This window comes from Pseudomonas lini (assembly GCF_001042905.1).
Taxonomy (GTDB): domain Bacteria; phylum Pseudomonadota; class Gammaproteobacteria; order Pseudomonadales; family Pseudomonadaceae; genus Aquipseudomonas; species Aquipseudomonas lini.
Map to the genome: position 1 here is coordinate 383,779 of NZ_JYLB01000004.1, position 19,775 is coordinate 403,553.

The 19,775-nt window shown below is 57.4% G+C and carries 23 protein-coding genes; 20 read left to right on the forward strand and 3 right to left on the reverse strand.

Annotation, left to right across the window (positions count from 1 at the left end):
• Window positions 1–41 precede the first annotated feature (41 nt).
• Window positions 42–959: a putative 2-dehydropantoate 2-reductase gene (locus tag TU81_RS13895; RefSeq protein ID WP_038981951.1), complete on the reverse strand. Its 918-nt coding sequence runs from the start codon at window positions 957–959 to the stop codon at window positions 42–44.
• A 140-nt stretch (window positions 960–1,099) separates the two neighbouring features.
• Between TU81_RS13895 and TU81_RS13900 the strand changes: the two genes are divergently transcribed.
• Both TU81_RS13900 and TU81_RS13905 read left to right on the forward strand, forming a co-directional pair.
• Entirely contained in the window at window positions 1,100–1,585 is a 486-nt protein-coding gene (locus TU81_RS13900) for a YajQ family cyclic di-GMP-binding protein (protein ID WP_007906601.1), read from the forward strand.
• 185 nt (window positions 1,586–1,770) lie between these two features.
• On the forward strand, window positions 1,771–2,613 hold the full coding sequence (locus TU81_RS13905) for a mechanosensitive ion channel family protein (RefSeq protein WP_048395641.1): 843 nt from the start codon (window positions 1,771–1,773) through the stop codon (window positions 2,611–2,613).
• A gap of 145 nt (window positions 2,614–2,758) precedes the next feature.
• Here TU81_RS13905 and TU81_RS13910 read toward each other — a convergent pair whose 3' ends face one another.
• Window positions 2,759–4,114 carry an OprD family porin gene (locus tag TU81_RS13910; RefSeq protein ID WP_048395643.1) on the reverse strand — a complete coding sequence of 452 codons (1,356 nt, stop codon included), beginning with the start codon at window positions 4,112–4,114 and terminating at the stop codon, window positions 2,759–2,761.
• An 899-nt stretch (window positions 4,115–5,013) separates the two neighbouring features.
• Here TU81_RS13910 and TU81_RS13915 point away from each other — a divergent pair.
• Entirely contained in the window at window positions 5,014–5,439 is a 426-nt protein-coding gene (locus tag TU81_RS13915) for an HIT family protein (protein WP_007897048.1), read from the forward strand.
• 3 nt (window positions 5,440–5,442) lie between these two features.
• On the forward strand, window positions 5,443–5,649 hold the full coding sequence (locus TU81_RS13920; RefSeq protein ID WP_007897047.1) for a SlyX family protein: 207 nt from the start codon (window positions 5,443–5,445) through the stop codon (window positions 5,647–5,649).
• Window positions 5,650–5,705: 56 nt separating this feature from the next.
• Here TU81_RS13920 and TU81_RS31015 read toward each other — a convergent pair whose 3' ends face one another.
• Window positions 5,706–6,308 (reverse strand): cold-shock protein, encoded by a 603-nt coding sequence (locus tag TU81_RS31015; protein WP_048395645.1) that lies wholly within the window; start codon window positions 6,306–6,308, stop codon window positions 5,706–5,708.
• A 464-nt stretch (window positions 6,309–6,772) separates the two neighbouring features.
• Here TU81_RS31015 and TU81_RS13930 point away from each other — a divergent pair, with 464 nt between their 5' ends.
• The 16 genes from TU81_RS13930 (at window position 6,773) to queC (ending at window position 19,749) form a co-directional block, all read left to right on the forward strand.
• Window positions 6,773–7,111: a ribbon-helix-helix domain-containing protein gene (locus tag TU81_RS13930; protein ID WP_038981955.1), complete on the forward strand. Its 339-nt coding sequence runs from the start codon at window positions 6,773–6,775 to the stop codon at window positions 7,109–7,111.
• A 136-nt stretch (window positions 7,112–7,247) separates the two neighbouring features.
• Window positions 7,248–7,469 (forward strand): FmdB family zinc ribbon protein, encoded by a 222-nt coding sequence (locus tag TU81_RS13935; RefSeq protein WP_010457489.1) that lies wholly within the window; start codon window positions 7,248–7,250, stop codon window positions 7,467–7,469.
• Window positions 7,470–7,591: 122 nt separating this feature from the next.
• Entirely contained in the window at window positions 7,592–9,367 is a 1,776-nt protein-coding gene (gene aspS / locus TU81_RS13940) for an aspartate--tRNA ligase (protein WP_048395647.1), read from the forward strand.
• 123 nt (window positions 9,368–9,490) lie between these two features.
• Window positions 9,491–10,237, forward strand: a complete 747-nt coding sequence (locus tag TU81_RS13945) for a YebC/PmpR family DNA-binding transcriptional regulator (protein WP_038981957.1) — start codon at window positions 9,491–9,493, stop codon at window positions 10,235–10,237.
• Window positions 10,238–10,392: 155 nt separating this feature from the next.
• Complete coding sequence (gene ruvC, locus TU81_RS13950) at window positions 10,393–10,917, forward strand: crossover junction endodeoxyribonuclease RuvC (RefSeq protein WP_007897036.1); 525 nt, start codon at window positions 10,393–10,395, stop codon at window positions 10,915–10,917.
• 115 nt (window positions 10,918–11,032) lie between these two features.
• Window positions 11,033–11,647 carry a Holliday junction branch migration protein RuvA gene (ruvA, locus tag TU81_RS13955; protein ID WP_038981959.1) on the forward strand — a complete coding sequence of 205 codons (615 nt, stop codon included), beginning with the start codon at window positions 11,033–11,035 and terminating at the stop codon, window positions 11,645–11,647.
• Window positions 11,648–12,709, forward strand: coding sequence for a Holliday junction branch migration DNA helicase RuvB (gene ruvB, locus TU81_RS13960; RefSeq protein WP_008006678.1), 1,062 nt, complete (start codon window positions 11,648–11,650; stop codon window positions 12,707–12,709).
• Window positions 12,710–12,836: 127 nt separating this feature from the next.
• A complete protein-coding gene (gene ybgC / locus TU81_RS13965; protein ID WP_007933231.1) occupies window positions 12,837–13,304 on the forward strand; it encodes a tol-pal system-associated acyl-CoA thioesterase in 468 nt (155 codons plus the stop codon).
• Window positions 13,294–13,989 (forward strand): protein TolQ, encoded by a 696-nt coding sequence (tolQ, locus tag TU81_RS13970; protein WP_007897030.1) that lies wholly within the window; start codon window positions 13,294–13,296, stop codon window positions 13,987–13,989. The genes ybgC and tolQ overlap by 11 nt, the downstream gene beginning before the upstream one ends.
• Window positions 13,990–14,012: 23 nt before the next feature.
• Window positions 14,013–14,465, forward strand: coding sequence for a protein TolR (gene tolR / locus TU81_RS13975; RefSeq protein WP_161794748.1), 453 nt, complete (start codon window positions 14,013–14,015; stop codon window positions 14,463–14,465).
• The gene (tolA, locus tag TU81_RS13980) at window positions 14,465–15,544 is read left to right on the forward strand and encodes a cell envelope integrity protein TolA (RefSeq protein WP_007897028.1); all 1,080 of its coding nucleotides are present in this window, start codon (window positions 14,465–14,467) and stop codon (window positions 15,542–15,544) included. The genes tolR and tolA overlap by 1 nt, the downstream gene beginning before the upstream one ends.
• Entirely contained in the window at window positions 15,541–16,842 is a 1,302-nt protein-coding gene (gene tolB, locus TU81_RS13985; RefSeq protein ID WP_038981961.1) for a Tol-Pal system beta propeller repeat protein TolB, read from the forward strand. The genes tolA and tolB overlap by 4 nt, the downstream gene beginning before the upstream one ends.
• Window positions 16,843–16,894: 52 nt before the next feature.
• Entirely contained in the window at window positions 16,895–17,392 is a 498-nt protein-coding gene (gene pal, locus TU81_RS13990; protein ID WP_003178634.1) for a peptidoglycan-associated lipoprotein Pal, read from the forward strand.
• A gap of 6 nt (window positions 17,393–17,398) precedes the next feature.
• On the forward strand, window positions 17,399–18,241 hold the full coding sequence (gene ybgF / locus TU81_RS13995) for a tol-pal system protein YbgF (protein ID WP_048395649.1): 843 nt from the start codon (window positions 17,399–17,401) through the stop codon (window positions 18,239–18,241).
• Between the two features lie 166 nt (window positions 18,242–18,407).
• Window positions 18,408–19,055: a 7-carboxy-7-deazaguanine synthase QueE gene (gene queE, locus TU81_RS14000; protein ID WP_048395650.1), complete on the forward strand. Its 648-nt coding sequence runs from the start codon at window positions 18,408–18,410 to the stop codon at window positions 19,053–19,055.
• A gap of 1 nt (window position 19,056) precedes the next feature.
• Window positions 19,057–19,749 carry a 7-cyano-7-deazaguanine synthase QueC gene (gene queC / locus TU81_RS14005; RefSeq protein ID WP_038981963.1) on the forward strand — a complete coding sequence of 231 codons (693 nt, stop codon included), beginning with the start codon at window positions 19,057–19,059 and terminating at the stop codon, window positions 19,747–19,749.
• The last annotated feature ends 26 nt before the right edge of the window (window positions 19,750–19,775 follow it).

Consider the following 19,775-nt stretch of genomic DNA (forward strand, 5'->3'; position numbering starts at 1 on the left):
TTCATCGCTGAAAAGGAACAAGTGGCCAGCGTAGCCGCTGCTCAGTCGCTGGGCAATCCAAGGCTGCGCAGATGGGCGATCAAGCGTTGCTGCAATTGATTGAGGTGAGGCAGGTTCAACTGATGCCGCGACGCGACTTTGCAGGCATGGCCCAACAGATAGCTGATTTCGGTGCGGCGCTGATTCGCGACGTCCTGGTACATCGAGGAGAAATTGGCCGCGGTGGCCTGGATCACCCGTTCGACTTCCTCCCGGAGGTTTTCCGCCGCTGCTGGCTGGCCGCAGCGCTCCAGCAGTTCGGTGAGCTCGGCGCACAGGGTGGCGACTTCGCAATGATGTTGCTGCAAACCGCCGTTGCGGCATTCGTGCAGCACGGTCAGCGGGTTGATCGCACAATTGAGCGCCAGTTTTCGCCACAGCCTGGTGAGGATGTCCGTGCTCCACTCATGGGGAATGCCGGCGGCGCTCAAGTCCTCCAGCCAGATCGGCGCCACCGGATGGCCGGCGTCCCCCAGCCAGGTGTAGCCATGACCGGCGAACACCACACGCCAGTCGCCATCGCGAAATGCGCCTTCGGTGCTGGAGGCGAAGATGCAGCGCGCCTGAGGCACCTGTGTAGCAACCGCGTCCTGACTGCCGAGGCCGTTCTGCAACAGGATCAGTTCGGCGTCGGATGTCAGGCGATGGGCAAGCCGGGCCACGGCTTTCTCGGCGTCGTAGGCTTTGCAGGCCACCAGCAGACGGCGGATGGGCTCGTCGCTGTCGGCTGTTTCGCCGGGCACCGGATACAGTTGCGCTTCGCCGTGTTCGACCAGTGTCAAACCGCCCGCCGCTTGATAGGCCTGTAAGCGTGTCGCGTCCCGCACGATCAGCCTGACCGGCACATCCGCCCGTGCCAGACGTGTGGCCCAAAGGGTGCCGAGGCTGCCGGCGCCCAAAATATGCCAAGGGGTAGACATCAGCTTTTTGCTCGGTTTGTCGCTGGCATGTGAGGCTCGCAGTATCGCTTGGAAAAGACCCGTTATAATGAGCCCGATTTTAACCGCAAGCCAAGCGCGCTCCTTCGTTATCGAGCGTGCCTTTTTATTGGAGAGATTACATGCCGTCGTTCGACGTGGTATCCGAACTGGACAAACACGAAGTCACCAACGCGGTCGAGAACGCCGTCAAGGAACTCGATCGTCGTTATGACCTGAAAGGCAAAGGCACCTTCGAGTTCAAGGAAAAGGACCTGACCGTCAACCTGACTGCGGAAGCCGATTTCCAGCTCGAAGCGATGATCGAGATCCTCAAGCTGGCCCTGGTCAAGCGCAAGATCGACGTGCAGTGCCTTGAAGTCAAGGATGCCTACGCGTCGGGCAAGTTGATGAAGCAGGAAGCGGTCCTCAAGGAAGGCATCGACAAAGAGCTGGCGAAGAAAATCGTCGCTCACGTCAAAGACGCCAAGCTCAAGGTCCAGGCCGCCATTCAGGGCGAGCAGGTGCGCATCACCGGCAAGAAGCGTGACGATTTGCAGGAAGCCATCGCGGCCCTGCGCGCCAAGACGTTCGACATGCCGCTGCAGTTCAATAACTTCCGCGACTGACTTTTCAAGCGGGAACCTGTGGGAGCGGGCTTGCTCGCGAAGGCGGCTTCAAATTCAACAGAGATGTTGACTGATCCAACGCCTTCGCGAGCAAGCCCGCTCCCACCCGTATTGTGTTTAACCCGGCGGATCTTTCTGCCGCTCATTTTTTGCGTGCCGGGTAGCCGGAAATCAGGAGAAAGAAGATGGATTTGAATGCTGAAGTGGACAACCTGGTCAAGGTGTCTCAAGCCTGGATTCCAATGATCATGGAATACGGCAGCCGCGTGCTGCTGGCGGTGATCACCCTGGCCGTCGGCTGGTGGCTGATCAACAAGGTGACGCAGAAACTCGGCGGCCTGCTGGCGTTGCGTAATGCCGACCTGGCGCTGCAAGGTTTCATCAGCAGCCTGGCGAACATCATCCTCAAGGTTCTGCTGATTGTCAGCGTAGCGTCGATGATCGGTGTGGAAACCACGTCGTTCGTCGCGGCCATCGGTGCTGCCGGCCTGGCGATCGGCCTGGCCTTGCAGGGCAGCCTGGCGAACTTCGCCGGCGGCGTGCTGATTCTGTTGTTCCGCCCGTTCCGCATCGGTGACTGGATCGAAGCCCAAGGTGTTGCCGGTACTGTCGACAGCATCCAGATCTTCCACACCGTTTTGCGTACCGGCGATAACAAAACCATCATCGTGCCTAACGGCAATCTGTCGAACGGCATCATTACCAATACCAATCGTCAAACGACACGCAAAGTAGTGTTTGATGTTGGTGTGGATTGCCACGCGGATCTGCAAAAGGCCCGCGAAGTGTTGCTGGAATTGGCCAGGGATGAGCGGGTGTTGACTGACCCTGTACCGGAAGCGGTCATTTCCATGCTGGGCGAAAGCTCGATCACTGTTTCGCTACGGGTCTGGGTCAAGACCGCTGACTACTGGAATGTGATGTTCATGTTTAACGAGCAAGCCCGTGATCGTTTGAAGGCAGCGGGGATTGATATTCCGTTTCCACAGCGGGTGATTCGAGTGGTTCAGGAGTCGGCAACGGTGTAATGATTGGTCCTTCGATACATGTTTGACCTTTCGGTCAGACTTGTTCTGCAAGAGCTCGATTTATTAAACACAATGCTGTAACCAATAAAAAAAGGCCCATCCGAAGATGGGCCTTTTTTGATTACCGCGAACAGGCTTTCGGCAATTACAGAACCGAAATCGGGTAGTCGACGATCAGACGGAACTCGTTGATATCGCCTTCAGCCTGGTCGGTGTTGGCGCGGTGCCATGCCTGACGAATGCGGAAGGACAGATCTTTCGCAGGGCCTGTCTGAACTACGTATTTAGCTTCGAGGTTGGTTTCGTGGTGCTTGCCATCTGCGCCATAACCATAGGCAGCGTATGGGCTGTCGGCGTCCATTTTGGTGCCGTCGATATCCCAGCCTTTAGCGTAACGGGTCATGAAGCTCAAACCAGGTACGCCGTACTCAGCCATTTTCAGGTCATAACGAACTTGTACAGATTTTTCGTTTGGAGCGTTGAAGTCAGAGTACTGGATGGAGTTGGCGAGGAAGATAGAGTCGCCGCCACGGTTGTTCTTGCCCACACCGACGTAGTCGAACGGGGTATCGCCGTTAACCTTCTGGAAGGCTAGGGTAATGGTGTGTGCTTTCAGGAACGAGAGCGCGGTAGCCAAGGAGAACGTGTTGTTGCTGATGTCGCCGGCTTTAGCGTCACCGGTATCGGTGGTGCGGTAGATGTTGAAGTCAGTGTTAAGCGACGTGTCACCACTGAATGGAGTGGTGAGGTTCACGTTGGCGTAGTACTGGTTCCAAACGTCTTCCAGTTTTGCGCCGTACAGCGATGCGGACAGGTTGTCAGTGATGCCGTACTTACCACCAAAGTAGTCGATGGAGTTGGCTTTGATATTGTCGGCATATTGCGACCACAGATCGCCGTCAAGTGCGTTTTTGTCCTGGCTGGACGCCGAGTAAAAATGACCGGCTTCAAGGTCAAGGTTTTTGACTTCGCTGCTCTGCAGCTGGAAGCCGCGGGCAGTTTGCGGAAGGATCCGGGAGCCGCCAACAGCGAACACTGGAGCAGTGCTTGGCTGCATGTCACCGAATTTCAGCTCGGTTTTGGAGACGCGGAATTTAACCGCTGCACCGGCTTTGCCCTGGCTGTCGTTGACTTCATGGGCATAACCGTTGGCCTTGATGGTGTCGCTACGGCTCATGTTACCCGTACCGGAAGTGCCGTCACCGCCATCCAGTTTGATGGCCAGGTAACCGAACGCATCAACGCCAACGCCAACAGTACCTTGGGTGTAACCGGAACTGAAGTTGCCCCAAATGCCCTGGGTCCAGTCTTTCTGGTCGTGGCCGCGATTCTTGTTGTCACGGTTGAAGTAATAGTTGCGAAGCAGCAAGTCGAACTTGGCGTCTTCAACAAAACCTTTGGCTTCAGCCTGGTCACTTACGAACGGTGCGGCCGTAGCCATTTGAGTACTGGCTGCTGCTGCAACTGCCAGTGCGATCATGCTCCACTTCATCACGCGCATCGTGATTTGCTCCTTTGGTTTTTAGAAGAGTACTGCCGTCCCGCCTGTTTTATTATCCGGGCGGCTCTTTCTTTTTGTGTCGGCGCAAACTTATATCACGCCGACCATGTTGGCGATACTTGCGGATCTAACCTTTCAGCTTCTTTACGACCCTGTCGCAAATGGCTGGGTAGATGTCGCAAATTCACAATCCCGACGCAATCGGACTGACAACTTCAGCGTTGTTTTCCATGACTTGAGCATCGGTAAAAAAGAGTCCCTGGTCCTGCACTTGAATCTCCATCGGGCAATCCTGCCACTGTTTTTATTGGCCTTAAGGCTTCCACTTCCAGCGGACGCCTTATAGACGATATAGGTGTGAATGCAACAAGCGTGCACAAATCGGAATTCTGTTGCTGTTTTTTTCCAAAGGCCTGCCTGCTGCTGTAAAAACCCCATAAAACCGGGGGGTTCAAGCTCGTTTTACTTGGGCTTGACGCCATGCTTCGCATCGTGTTTACCACATCGAGCTGATGGGGGCGACAACCAAAAACGTTACCGGTTCACCCCGCCAGTGAGTAGTTAGCGGATGCTGACGCACTGAGCGTAGACGCGTTGTGCGGTTTTGGTGCAAAAAATTTCAATTGCTGTACCGAATTCACACAGCGTCGCTTTGTGTTCGAATCGAACAGCCCGTTGTTTATCGGGCATTTCGGCATTTTTTGTGCTGCGGCGGGTTCTGTCATGGTGCATGCCGGATCAAAATGGCTCATGTCGGGGCGCCCGGAGGACGCTGCAGGTGGCAGTTCGTCGTGAAGCGCGTGGCATTCGCAGGTATGCTGCCGTCCTGTCGCTTGGTGCCGCCGTCTTTTGGTATGGGCGCTAAGCTGAAAAAAGATGACCAGAGGGGAGTGCGCGCTGTGTTCGCTTTAGATCCACGACTTCAACAAGACACGTTGCCGATCGGCGATTTCCCGCTCTGTCGGTTGCTGTTGTCCAATGATTCGAACTACCCGTGGTTCATCCTCGTGCCACGCCGCGAGGATATCAGTGAGATATTTCAGTTAGATGTCGCAGATCAACAGCAGCTGTGGCAGGAAACGACCGCGCTGGCGGAAATGCTCAAGGACTCATTCGATGCGGACAAGTTGAACGTCGCGGCCTTGGGTAATGTAGTCAGTCAGTTGCACATGCATGTGATTGTGCGCAAGCGTGAGGACGCCGCCTGGCCAGCTCCGGTCTGGGGCAAGCAGCAGGCTTTACCCTACAGTCCAGAGCAGATCGCGACGATTCGCGAACGGCTGCGTCTGGTGTTGACCGATGACTTCACGTTTCTGGAGGGTTGAGTCATGAGCCTGGAAGAACGCGTTACCGACCTGGAAAGCCAGTTGGCGTTTCAGGATGACACCATCCAGGCATTGAGTGATGTGCTGGCGACGCAGCAGCGTGCAGTGGAGCGCCTGCAACTGCAAATGGCCGCATTGCTCAAGCGGCAGGAAGAAATGGTCGGTCAGTTCGAGTCCTTCGAAGAAGAGGCGCCACCGCCGCATTACTGAAATGCAGGCAAAAAAAACCGCGAACGATTGTTCGCGGTTTTTTTTTAGCCTTGGAATCAGCGACGCGGCAGGGCGGCGATCACATCTTCGGCTTGCAGGCCTTTGTCACGGTTCATGACAGAGAACTCCACGCGCTGGCCTTCGACCAGAACACGGTGGCCTTCACCGCGAATTGCCCGGAAATGCACAAAAATATCATCGCCGGAGTCACGGGAAATAAAGCCGAAGCCTTTGGAGGTGTTGAACCACTTGACGGTGCCAGTATCGCGGTTGCTCATGTCATAGCTTGGCGAGGCGGCGGCCGGTGAAGATTTGTAGAAGCTGACGGCCAGGTGCAAAAGAATGGCGATCAGGGCAACGACCAGACTGAACAGAACGGCAGGTTGACCGGCGATGACAGGCATCGGGGCGATCAGTGTCAGGGTTTGCAGCACGACAGCCAGAACCAGCAAGGCGCTGACCAGGTTTTGCAGTTGATGACGCGGGCCTTTGTTCCAGTAAGGGATAACAGGTGCAAGGGTGAGGTTGAGCAGGCCGAAAAAGGCCAGGTACAGCGCATCGGGTTGTTGCAGGTAAGGTACCGCTTCGGATCGCAGGCTAGGGATGAAGGACAGCAGCAGGGCTGCTGCGCCCATTAGCAGGTGGACGATTTTCAACATTTTAATTAACTCACGTTAAGACGGATCACAAGGAAGAGCTGATGGAGCACGGTTCGCTTCAGAACAATAAGAGGCGTTGGACACGTACCCGGTATCAGCCTATGCGCAACCCCCGGAAAATAGGCGGTAGCGACACACTGCCTATTTAACAGCAAAGCCCGCGGCTACTCAAATCAGGCAGTCCAGCGGTGCTTTCCACTGGCCGGTATGCCGATGCCGCTTGCTGAGTGTTGTTCGCGCGCAGGGTTCCTCGGATCTTTTGCTTTTTCATTGAGTGATGTTGCGTCAGTTCTTGTGGGAAAACGTCCGGCCTAGGACGTGCTCCATGATCTCCCCTCCGTTGTTGGCTTATCCTACGTTGATGGTCATAAAGTCATCTGGATATGCCTGTGCGCCTGCGCTTTTATAAGGAAACGGAATATGACTCTTATAAGCAGCAAGGATGGCAAAGGAGTGTCAACGGTATGGTTCATGAAGACAGGCGAAACGAGGGGAGGGTCGGTCCACTCAAGGACGTAAGGATTGATTCATTAGTCAGCGAATTCGATATGGGCCTGGCCCAACCATTTTCCCGGTCAGTGCGTTTGAATGGCTTTGCCACCTGTTTGCGGCTGGAGCAGGTCTATTGGGATATTTTGGGTGATATGGCCAAGGTCAATTGCTGCTCGGTCAGTGCGCTGTTGTCCCACGTGGATCGTGAAGTGCATTTGCGTCATGGCGGGGTGAAGAACTTCACCGGGCTGGTGCGGGTTGTCTGCGTCGTGCACAGCCTGAAGGAGGGAAGTTGCCTCGTCATGGCTTAGCGGTGGCGATTGATCGGGTCGAGTGTCGGTCTGTGCAGTCTTACGGCTGCACAGGCTGCATTTAATGGATATAATCCCGCCCTTTGCCGCAAAGCCCAGCATGCGCGGTAGCAATCTGATCGCCGAGACAACCCCCATGCCGATGTACGACTATCAATGTGCTTCCTGTGGTCATCAGTTGGAAGCCATTCAAAAGATCAGCGCAGCACCGCTGGTCGACTGCCCTGCCTGCCAGGCGCCAGAGCTGAAAAAGATGCTGTCCATGCCGGGCTTCCGCCTCAGCGGCACCGGCTGGTACGAAACCGACTTCAAGACCGGTTCCAAGAAGAATCTGGCCGGTGGCGACAAAGCTGACTAGGGTCTAGCGCCCGGGCTGAATGACACGCGCGAGCTCTTGCATCATCTGGCACCTTGTTTAGGTGTGGGGGTGCGGCAAGACCTCCAACCGAATTTCGAATTACGAGAAGTGAAACCACTACCATGATGCGCAGCCATTATTGCGGCCAACTGAACGAAAGCCTGGAAGGCCAGGAAATTACCCTTTGCGGATGGGTTCACCGTCGCCGTGACCACGGTGGGGTGATTTTCCTCGATATCCGTGATCGTGACGGTCTGGCCCAGGTGGTGTTCGACCCGGACCGCGCTGAATCCTTCGCCGCCGCCGATCGCGTGCGCAGCGAATACGTGGTCAAGATCACCGGCAAGGTTCGCCTGCGTCCGGCCGGTGCCACCAACGCCAACATGGCGTCGGGCATGATCGAAGTGCTGGGCTACGAGCTTGAAGTGCTGAACGAAGCGGAAACCCCGCCGTTCCCGCTCAACGAGTTCTCCGACGTCGGCGAAGAAACCCGCCTGCGTTATCGTTTCCTCGACCTGCGTCGCCCGGAAATGCTCGAGAAGCTGCGTCTGCGTTCGCGCATGACCACCAGCATCCGTCGCTTCCTGGACGAGAACGGCTTCCTCGATGTCGAGACGCCGATTCTGACCCGCGCCACGCCAGAAGGCGCGCGCGACTATCTGGTGCCAAGCCGTACTCACGCAGGTAGCTTCTTCGCCTTGCCGCAATCGCCGCAGCTGTTCAAGCAACTGCTGATGGTCGCCGGCTTCGACCGTTACTACCAGATCGCCAAGTGCTTCCGCGACGAAGATCTGCGCGCCGACCGTCAGCCGGAATTCACCCAGATCGACATCGAGACCAGCTTCCTCGATGAAAAAGAGATCATGGGCATCACCGAAAAAATGATCCGCAACCTGTTCAAGGAAGTGCTGGATCTGGAGTTCGGCGACTTCCCGCACATGACCTTCGAAGAGGCCATGCGTCGTTACGGTTCCGACAAGCCGGACCTGCGTAACCCGCTGGAACTGGTTGACGTTGCCGATCAACTGAAAGAAGTCGACTTCAAGGTGTTCAGCGGCCCTGCCAACGACCCGAAATGCCGTGTTGCCGCTCTGCGCGTTCCAGGCGCGGCAAGCATGCCGCGCAAGCAGATCGACGACTACACCAAGTTCGTCGGCATCTACGGTGCCAAGGGCCTGGCGTACATCAAGGTCAACGAGCGCGCCAAAGGCGTTGAAGGCTTGCAATCGCCGATCGTCAAGAACATCCCTGAAGCCAACCTCAATGTGATCCTTGATCGCGTTGGCGCGGTTGACGGCGACATCGTGTTCTTCGGTGCCGACAAAGCCAAGATCGTCAGCGAAGCCCTGGGCGCGCTGCGGATCAAGGTTGGTCACGATCTGAGCCTGCTGACCTGCGAGTGGGCCCCGATGTGGGTCGTCGACTTCCCGATGTTCGAAGAAAACGACGACGGCAGCTTCACCGCGTTGCACCACCCGTTCACCGCGCCGAAGTGCACGCCGCAAGAACTGGAAGCCAGCCCGGCGACCGCGCTGTCCCGTGCCTACGACATGGTCCTGAACGGCACCGAGCTGGGTGGCGGTTCGATCCGTATCCACCGCAAGGAAATGCAACAGTCGGTGTTCCGTCTGCTGGGTATCAGCGAAGCGGAACAGGAAGAGAAGTTCGGCTTCCTGCTCGACGCCCTGAAATACGGCGCGCCGCCGCACGGTGGCCTGGCCTTCGGTCTGGACCGTCTGGTGATGCTGATGACCGGCGCCCAGTCGATCCGTGAAGTGATCGCCTTCCCGAAAACCCAGAGCGCTGCCTGCGTCATGACTCAGGCACCGGGTCTGGTGGATGCCAAGGCATTGCGCGAACTGCACATTCGTCTGCGCGAAACGCCTAAAGCTGAGTAAGGCTGACCAGAAGGGCGCATCTTCGGATGCGCCCTTTCTTTATAGAATGGTCGAGATTTTTTTTTGCTGGCTGGCGCATCATGGCGTGGCGGGCAATGTTTCAAAGATAATTCGGAGCGAGTTATGGCGGGTCATTCCAAGTGGGCGAACATCAAGCACCGCAAAGAACGTCAGGATGCCAAGAAGGGCAAGATTTTCACCAAGTGGATTCGTGAACTGACGGTTGCTGCTCGTCAGGGTGGCGGTGATCCGGGCTCCAACCCGCGTTTGCGTCTGGCGCTGGACAAAGCGCTGGGTGCGAACATGAGTCGCGACATCATCGATCGCGCGGTTGCTCGTGGTGCCGGCGCCGCCGATACCGACGACATGGTCGAACTGACCTACGAAGGTTACGGCCCGGGCGGTGTGGCGGTGATGGTCGAATGCATGACCGACAACCGCAACCGCACCGCAGCGGCTGTTCGCCATGCGTTCAGCAAGTGCGGCGGCAACCTCGGCACCGACGGTTCGGTGGCCTACCTGTTCGAGCGCAAGGGGCAGGTTTCCTTCGCGCCAGGCGTTGATGAGGATGCGCTGATGGAAGCGGCCATGGAGGCCGATGCCGATGACGTGGTGACCCACGAAGACGGCTCCATCGACGTGTTTACCTCGTTCGCCGGTTTCTACTCGGTGCGTAATGCCCTGGAAGCGGCCGGTTTCAAAGGCGATGACGCGGAAATCGTGATGTTGCCGACCACCAGTGCCGAACTGGACCTGGAAGGCGCCGAGAAGGTTCTCAAGCTGATCGACATGCTTGAAGACCTGGATGATGTGCAAAACGTGTATTCCAACGCCGACATCCCAGAGTCGGTGGCCGCACAGCTCGGTTGATGCATTGATAAAGATCGCAGCCCTCACCTGGTCCCTGTAGGAGCTGGCGAAGCCTGCGATCTTTTGACTTTAAGATCGAAAATCAAAAGATCGCAGCCTTCGGCAGCTCCTACACAGTTATCCTCAAGCCACCGCGATCTCTTTCTGCAGGCGTTATGACTTTAATTCTTGGTATCGACCCCGGTTCGCGTATCACCGGTTATGGCGTGGTACGTGATACCGGGCGTGGTTGCGTGTACGTGGCGTCGGGCTGCATTCGCACGGGCTCCGGCGAGCTGCATGAGCGCCTGCAAATCGTCTATCGGGGCGTGCGTGAAGTGATCCAGACCTACGGCCCGGTGACCATGGGCATTGAAAAAGTCTTCATGGCGCGCAATGCCGACTCCGCCCTCAAACTCGGCCAGGCCCGCGGCGCAGCCATCGTGGCTGGTGCGGAGGAAAGCCTGGAAATCGCCGAATACACCGCGACCCAAGTCAAACAGGCGGTGACCGGCACCGGCGGGGCGAACAAGGAACAAGTGCAAATGATGGTCATGCACATGCTGAAATTGACCAGCAAGCCGCAAATCGATGCCTCGGACGCCCTGGCCATCGCGATTTGCCACGCTCACACCCGCTCCAGCCTGTTGCCTCATGGTCTGGGTACGGCACGCAGTCGTGGCGGGCGCCTGCGTCTCTGATAGCATCAGCAATCATTTTTTATGGAATGAGGGTTTTGCGCCTGTGTTGTCGGCGCAAAACCCTTGTTCTGTCAGTCGCCAGCACTGATCTGGCCAAGGCTCAAGGATCTGAAACGTGATTGGACGCTTGCGCGGCACTTTGGCTGAGAAACAGCCGCCGCATCTGATTCTGGATGTAAACGGTCTGGGGTATGAGCTGGAAGTACCCATGACCACGCTTTATCGCTTGCCGTCGGTCGGTGAACCGCTGACCTTGCACACCCATTTGGTCGTACGCGAAGACGCGCAGTTACTCTATGGCTTCTTTGGCAAGCGCGAGCGAGACTTTTTTCGCGAGCTGATCCGTCTCAATGGTGTGGGGCCAAAACTGGCGCTGGCCTTGATGTCGAGCCTGGAGGTCGACGAGCTGGTTCGTTGCGTGCAGTCCCAGGACACTTCGGCGCTGACCAAGGTGCCGGGCGTGGGCAAGAAGACGGCCGAGCGTTTGCTGGTGGAACTCAAGGACCGCTTCAAGGCGTGGGAAACCGTACCGGCGATGTTCGCGTTGGTGCCAAACCAGCCGGGTGGGCCAGATGCGCCTCCGGTCGCCACCGCCGAAAATGACGCGGTCAGCGCGCTGATTTCCCTGGGCTACAAGCCGCAGGAGGCCAGCAAGGCGATTTCCGCCATCAAGGAGAAAGGTTTGAGCAGTGAAGACATGATTCGTCGTGCCCTTAAGGGAATGATCTAAGTGATTGAAGCTGATCGTCTGATCGCCGCCACGGGTGGTCCCCGTGACCGCGAGGAAGTCCAGGACCGGGCGATTCGTCCCGTCAGCCTGGCCGAATACATTGGCCAGCCGACCGTTCGCGAGCAAATGGAGTTGTTCATCCAGGCCGCGCGCGGGCGCAATGAATCCCTGGACCACACACTGATTTTCGGCCCGCCGGGTTTGGGTAAAACCACCCTGGCCAACATCATTGCCCAGGAAATGGGCGTGTCGATCAAAAGCACCTCGGGGCCGGTCCTTGAGCGTCCGGGTGATCTGGCGGCGTTGCTGACCAACCTTGAACCCCATGACGTGTTGTTCATCGACGAGATCCATCGCCTGTCGCCGATCGTCGAAGAAGTGCTGTACCCGGCCATGGAAGATTTCCAGCTCGACATCATGATTGGCGAAGGGCCGGCCGCGCGCTCGATCAAACTCGATCTGCCGCCGTTCACCCTGGTCGGCGCAACTACTCGCGCCGGCATGCTGACCAACCCGTTGCGCGACCGTTTCGGGATCGTCCAGCGTCTGGAGTTCTACAACACCGCTGACCTGGCGACGATTGTCAGCCGTTCGGCGAACATTCTCGGTTTACCACTGGACCCGGAAGGCGCCTTCGAAATCGCTCGCCGTGCCCGTGGCACCCCGCGGATCGCCAACCGCTTGCTGCGCCGGGTCCGGGATTTTGCCGAGGTCCGCGCCAAGGGCCACATCACCAAACCGATCGCCGACCTGGCGCTGAACCTGCTGGATGTCGACGAGCGTGGTTTCGACCATCAGGACCGACGCCTGCTGCTGACCATGATCGAGAAGTTCGACGGTGGGCCGGTGGGGGTGGACAGTCTGGCGGCGGCGATCAGCGAAGAGCGTCACACCATTGAAGACGTGCTGGAGCCGTATTTGATCCAGCAGGGCTATATCATGCGCACTCCGCGGGGGCGGGTGGTCACTCGGCATGCGTACCTGCACTTCGGTTTAAACATCCCGTCACGATTAGGCGAGATGCCCGTGGTAGACGAGTTCCTCGATGCCGTGGACGATTAGTAACCTTTGCGCGCTGATTTATTCGGGGTTTGTGCTGTCCCAGGACCGTACTTTCGCCATAAAGCCGCGAATCAATGAAAAACAGTTGCCTGGCCGGATTGGCAACCTGAGGAGTAAGCACTAGAGTATGCGCGCGCAAAACGGGCTTGAGCCGTTCGCACATCGTTGTCGCGTTTATTACGAGGACACCGATGCGGGCGGCATCGTGTATTACGTCAATTACCTCAAGTTTATGGAACGGGCTCGAACCGAGCGGCTCCGGGAGCTGGGCTTTGCCCAGTCGGCGCTGGCAGGGGAGGACCTGTTGTTCGTCGTGCATTCCAGCGAAGCGCGTTACCACGCGCCGGCGCGACTGGACGACGAACTGCTGGTAAGCGCTGAAGTAATTGAATTGAACCGGGTCAGCCTGCGCTTCAAACAGCAGGTCAGGCGGGCTACGGATAATGTGCTGCTCTGCGAAGGGCAGTTTCTGGTGGCCTGTGTGCGCACCAACAGTTTGAAACCCCGGGCCATTCCCGAAGCTCTACGTGCGGCCTTTGCCGACGTGAGCGGCGCGGGTACACACTCAAAGCAGGAGATAAAGCGTGGAAGCTAACGTCGTCGACCATTCCTCCATGTGGAGCCTGGTCAGCAATGCCAGTATCGTGGTGCAACTGGTAATGCTGATCCTGGTAGCCGCATCGGTGACCTCATGGATCATGATCTTTCAGCGCAGCAACTTGCTGCGCGCCGGTCGACGTGCCCTGGAGAGCTTTGAAGAGCGCTTCTGGTCCGGTATCGACCTGTCCAAACTCTACCGTCAGGCTGGCAGCAACCCTGATCCGGATTCGGGCGTCGAGCAGATCTTCCGTGCCGGCTTCAAGGAATTCTCCCGCCTGCGTCAGCAGTCCGGCGTTGACCCGGAAGCGGTCATGGAAGGCGTGGCCCGTGCCATGCGCGTCGCCATTTCCCGTGAGGAGGAAAAGCTCGAGCAGAGCCTGCCGTTCCTCGCCACCGTCGGTTCCGTCAGCCCGTACATCGGTCTGTTCGGTACGGTCTGGGGCATCATGAACTCCTTCCGTGGCCTGGCAACTGCCCAGCAAGCGACCCTGGCCACTGTGGCCCCGGGTATCGCCGAAGCACTGATTGCTACCGCGATCGGTCTGTTCGCCGCCATCCCGGCCGTTATCGCGTACAACCGTTTTGCTGCTCGCAGCGAAACCCTGCTGGGCCGTTACTACACCTTCGCCGACGAATTCCAGGCGATCCTGCACCGCAAAGTGCACACCAGCGAAGAATAAGCAGGTAATTTCCAATGGCTTTAATCGCTCGAGCTCGCAAAAAGCGCAAGCCGGTTGCCGAGATGAACGTGGTGCCTTACATCGACGTGATGCTGGTACTGCTGGTCATCTTCATGGTGACCGCGCCGATGCTCAATCAGGGCGTGAAAGTTGATCTGCCCAAGGTTTCCAGCGAAGCCTTGCCGCAGGACAACAACACCCAGGTCCTGACCATTTCGATCAAGTCTGACAAGACCTACTACTGGAACCTTGGCAGCGAAGTCGACACCGATAAGCAGCAGGACAGGGCCATGACCTTGCCGCAAATGACCGACGCCGTGACCAAGATCATTCGCGTCGGTACTGAAGGCGGCAAGCGTACCCAGGTATTCATTCGCGGCGACAAGACTGTCGATTACGGCTCCGTCATGGGCGCGATGGGTGGGTTGCAGAAAGCCGGGGTCGGTAATGTTGGCTTGATTACCGAGGCACCCTGATGCAGCAAATGCGAGAGCCGTCCGCCTCGGAAAGCTACTTCTGGCCTAGTGTCTGGGCGATTGTCCTGCACGTGCTGGTTTTCGGCATGCTGTTTGTCAGTTTCGCCTTCACACCGGAGCTGCCGCCGGCCAAGCCGATCGTCCAGGCGACCCTGTACCAGTTGAAATCGAAAAGTCGGGCGACCACCCAGACCAATCAGAAGATTGCGGGTGAAGCGCAGAAATCTGCTGCGCGCCAGACCGAAGTCGAACAGATGGAACAGAAAAAGATCGAGCAGGAAGCGATCAAGGCCGCGGAACAAAAGAAGGAAGATGCGGCTCAAAAAGCCGAAGAATCCAAGAAGGCCGACGAGACGAAGAAAGCGGAAGAGGCAAAAAAGGCTGATGAAGCCAAGAAAGCCGATGAAGCCAAGAAGACCGCCGAAGCCAAAAAGGCCGAAGAGAAACAATTGGCTGATATAGCCAAGAAGAAATCTGAAGAAGAAGCCAAGAAAGCTGCTGAAGAAGAGGCCAAGAAAGCGGCCGCTGAAGAAGCGAAGAAAAAGATCGTCGAAGACGCGAAGAAGAAAGCCGCGGAAGACGCCAAGAAGAAATCTGAAGCTGAAGAGGCGAAGAAGAAAGTCGCCGAAGACGCGAAGAAGAAAGCTGCTGCCGATGCCGCGAAGAAAAAATCGCAGGAAGCGTCGCGTAAATCCGCCGAAGAGAAAAAGGCTCAGGCCCTGGCAGATTTGCTTTCCGACACGCCGCAGCGTCAGCAGGCCTTGGCCGATGAGCAGGGTGACGAAGTCGCCGGCAGTTTCGATGATCTGATTCGTGCTCGTGCAGCGGAAGGTTGGGCTCGTCCACCTTCGGCACGCAAAGGCATGACGGTCGTGTTGCAAATCGGCATGTTGCCGGATGGTACGGTGACTTCGGTTGGCGTGGCAAAGTCCAGCGGCGATGGTCCGTTTGACGCCTCCGCTGTAGCGGCGGTCAAGAACATTGGACGTTTGACAGAAATGCAAGGAATGAAGCCGAGCGATTTCGCTCCGTATCGTTCATTCAAGATGACATTCACACCTGAGGATCTAGCCTTGTGAGAAACCTTCTTCGAGGAATGCTTGTCGTTATCTGCTGCCTGGCAGGGATAGCGGCAGCTGATGAAAAAAACATTCTGGTCACCAGCGGCAGTGATCGGGCCACCCCGATTGCAGTCGTTCCGTTTGGCAACCAGGGCGGCAGCGTGCTGCCGGACGACATGGCCGAAATCATCGGTAACGACCTGCGCAACTCGGGTTACTACTCGCCGATTCCGAAACAGAACATGATCAGCCAGCCAAGCCAGGCCAGCGAAATCATCTTCCGTGACTTCAAGGCGCTGGGTGCCCAGTACGTCATGGTCGGCAGCATTGTTCCAGCGGGCGGTCGCCTGCAGGTTCAATACGCACTGTTCAACGTCGCCACCGAGCAGCAAGTGCTGACCGGCAGCGTGTCGGGCAGCGTCGATCAACTGCGCGACATGGCGCACTACATCTCCGACCAGTCATTCGAAAAACTCACCGGTATCAAAGGTGCGTTCTCGACTCGTCTGCTGTACGTGACGGCCGAGCGGTTCTCCGAGAAGAACACTCGCTACACGCTGCAACGTTCGGACTATGACGGTGCCCGTGCCGTGACCCTGCTGCAATCGCGCGAGCCGATCCTGTCGCCGCGTTTTGCACCGGATGGCAAGCGCATTGCCTACGTCTCGTTCGAGCAGAAGCGTCCGCGCATTTTCATGCAGAACATAGACACCGGTCGCCGTGAGCAGATCACCAACTTCGAAGGCCTGAATGGTGCGCCGGCATGGTCGCCGGATGGTCAGCGCCTGGCGTTCGTACTGTCGAAAGACGGTAACCCGGACATTTATGTAATGAACCTGGGTTCGCGTCAGATCAGTCGCGTCACCAACGGTCAGGGCATCAACACCGAACCGTTCTGGGGTAAAGATGGTTCGACCATCTACTTCACCTCCGACCGTGGCGGCAAGCCACAGATCTACAAAACCAGCGCAAGCGGTGGTGGTGCGGAGCGTGTGACCTTTATCGGTAACTACAACGCCAACCCTAAACTGTCGGCCGATGAAAAGACCCTGGTGATGATCCATCGTCAGGAAGGCTTCACCAATTTCAAGGTGGCGGCCCAGGATTTGCAGCGCGGTAGTGTAAAGATCCTCACTGATAGCACTCTGGACGAGTCGCCTACTGTTGCGCCCAACGGCACCATGGTAATCTACGCCACCCGCCAGCAGGGCCGGGGAGTCTTGATGCTCGTGTCCATTAATGGACGCGTGAGGCTCCCGCTTCCTACCGCACAAGGCGAAGTCAGAGAACCGTCCTGGTCCCCTTACCTGAACTGACGCGGCGCTACACGTTGTACTTAACACACTGGGGTTCATTAGGAGTTTCACGATGGAAATGCTGAAGTTTGGTAAATTTGCTGCGCTGGCTCTGGCCATGGCTGTAGCTGTAGGTTGCTCGTCCAAAGGCGGCGACAATGCCGGTGAAGGCGCTGTTGATCCAAACGCTGGTTACGGCGCAAACACTGGTGCTGTTGACGGCTCCCTGAGCGAAGAAGCTGCTCTGCGCGCAATCACCACCTTCTACTTCGAATACGACAGCTCGGACCTGAAGCCAGAAGCCATGCGCGCTCTGGACGTTCACGCCAAAGACCTGAAAGCAAACGGCGCTCGCGTTGTTCTGGAAGGCAACACCGACGAACGTGGTACTCGTGAGTACAACATGGCACTGGGCGAGCGTCGTGCGAAAGCCGTTCAGCGCTACCTGGTACTGCAAGGTGTTTCCCCAGCTCAGCTGGAACTGGTTTCCTACGGCGAAGAGCGTCCAGTTGCTACCGGCAACGACGAGCAGTCCTGGGCTCAAAACCGTCGCGTCGAACTGCGTAAGTAATTCGTCATGCGAACGTGCCGTCGTGCTGTAACTGTTTTGGCTCTCAGCCTCGCACCGCTTGCGGTGTGGGCTGCGGTTCCTGTGGTCGAGGACAACTCCGGCTATAACAATAGCGGGAGTAGTTATCCGCCTGCGGGTTACGGTACGAACGGCGCCTATGCCGGGGGAGGGGTTTCGGCCCCTGTCTCGGCACAGGGCGAGCTGTTCAACCAACTGCAATCGATGCAGGAGCAGATCTCACGCCAACAGGGTGTGATCGAAGTTCTGCAAAATGATGTAGCGCGCATGAAACAAGAGAACCTGGAGCGATATCAGGATCTTGATCGGCGCATAGGAACCGGCGTTGCACCAGCCGCGACTCCTGATAATTCTTCCACCGGTGGCAATTTGAATGCCCCCGGTGCAGCAGCAGCCGGCGCAGGTGCCGGAGCGGCAGCCGCTCAAGCGCCTGCCGCGGGTGGCGAACCGGCTGATCCAGCGAAGGAAAAACTGTATTACGATGCAGCTTTCGACCTGATCAAGGCCAAGGATTTCGACAAGGCCAGCCAGGCTTTCGCCGCATTCCTGCGCAAATACCCGAACAGCCAATACGCGGGCAACGCCCAGTACTGGTTGGGTGAAGTGAACCTGGCCAAAGGCGATCTGCAAGGTGCGGGTCAGGCTTTTGCCAAGGTTTCGCAACTGTACCCCAAGCACCCTAAAGTGCCTGATTCGCTGTACAAGCTTGCTGATGTAGAACGCCGCCTCGGTCATACCGACAGGGTCAAAGGCATTCTGCAGCAGGTTGTGTCCCAATATCCGGGTACTTCCGCCGCTCAGTTGGCTCAGCGCGATTTGCAGCGCATGTAAGCCTGCTTGGTCGTTTTGAAGAAACCCGCGCTTGTCGCGGGTTTTTTCGTTAGAATTCATCCCCTTTTTATGAAACACCGCTTTTGGGGATCCGCGCGTTGGCGGGGTTCCTTGAAGTGCCTGACGGAGGCGGACAGCCTGTTTAGCTGTTACGCCCGTGGCGACTATGCAAGACACATTGAGAATCACCGAAGTTTTCTACTCGTTGCAGGGTGAAACGCGGACTGCCGGGCTGCCCACTGTTTTTGTGCGCCTGACCGGTTGCCCATTGCGTTGCCAATACTGCGACAGCGCCTACGCGTTCACTGGCGGCACCATTCGCACGCTCGATGACATCCTCGAGCAAGTCGCCGGTTTTCGTCCGCGTTATGTTTGTGTCACGGGCGGCGAACCCCTGGCGCAACCTAATGCCATTCCCTTGCTCAAGCAGTTGTGTGATGCCGGCTACGAAGTGTCCCTGGAAACCAGTGGCGCGCTGGATATCTCGGCAGTCGATCCACGGGTCAGTCGCGTCGTCGACCTGAAAACCCCGGGTTCGAAAGAAGCGCACCGCAACCGCTACGAGAACATCGAGTTGCTCACGCCTAACGATCAGGTAAAGTTTGTCATCTGCTCGCGGGAAGACTACGACTGGGCCGTGTCCAAGCTGATTCAATACGGTCTGGATCAGCGCGCCGGCGAAGTCCTGTTCTCGCCGAGCCACCATGACCTGAACGCGCGTCATCTGGCGGACTGGGTGGTAGCGGACAATCTGCCTGTGCGCCTGCAATTGCAGTTGCATAAATATCTTTGGAATGACGAGCCGGGGCGCTGAAATGACTGAACAAACGAACACTGCAGAGAAACGTGCGGTCATCTTGCTGTCCGGTGGCCTCGACTCCGCGACTGTCGTGGCCATGGCCCGTGCTGAAGGCTATAGCTGCTACACCATGAGCTTCGATTACGGTCAGCGGTCTCACGCCGAATTGCACGCCGCCGCACGTGTCGCCCAAGACCTGGGTGTGGTCGAGCACAAGGTGATCGGCCTGAACCTGAACGGTATCGGCGGCTCGGCCCTGACCGACACTAGCATCGATGTACCGGAAACGCCGGGTGAAGGTATCCCGGTGACTTATGTGCCGGCGCGCAACACCGTGTTTCTGTCCCTGGCGCTGGGCTGGGCCGAAGTGCTGGGCGCACGTGACATCTTTATCGGTGTCAACGCGGTGGATTACTCCGGTTACCCTGATTGCCGTCCCGAGTTCATCGAAGCCTTCGAGCGCATGGCCAACCTGGCGACCAAGGCCGGGGTAGAAGGGCAGGGCTTCCGTATCCAGGCGCCACTGCAGAACCTGAGCAAGGCGCAGATCGTTCAGGCCGGCGTGAAGCTTGGCGTCGATTACGGGCTGACCGTTTCCTGCTATCAGGCAGACGATAATGGCCGCGCCTGCGGTAAATGCGACAGCTGCCGCCTGCGTGCAGAAGGCTTCGCGGCGGCCGGTGTGACTGACCCAACACCTTATTTTTGATTTATTTCAAATTAGGTGTTGAATAG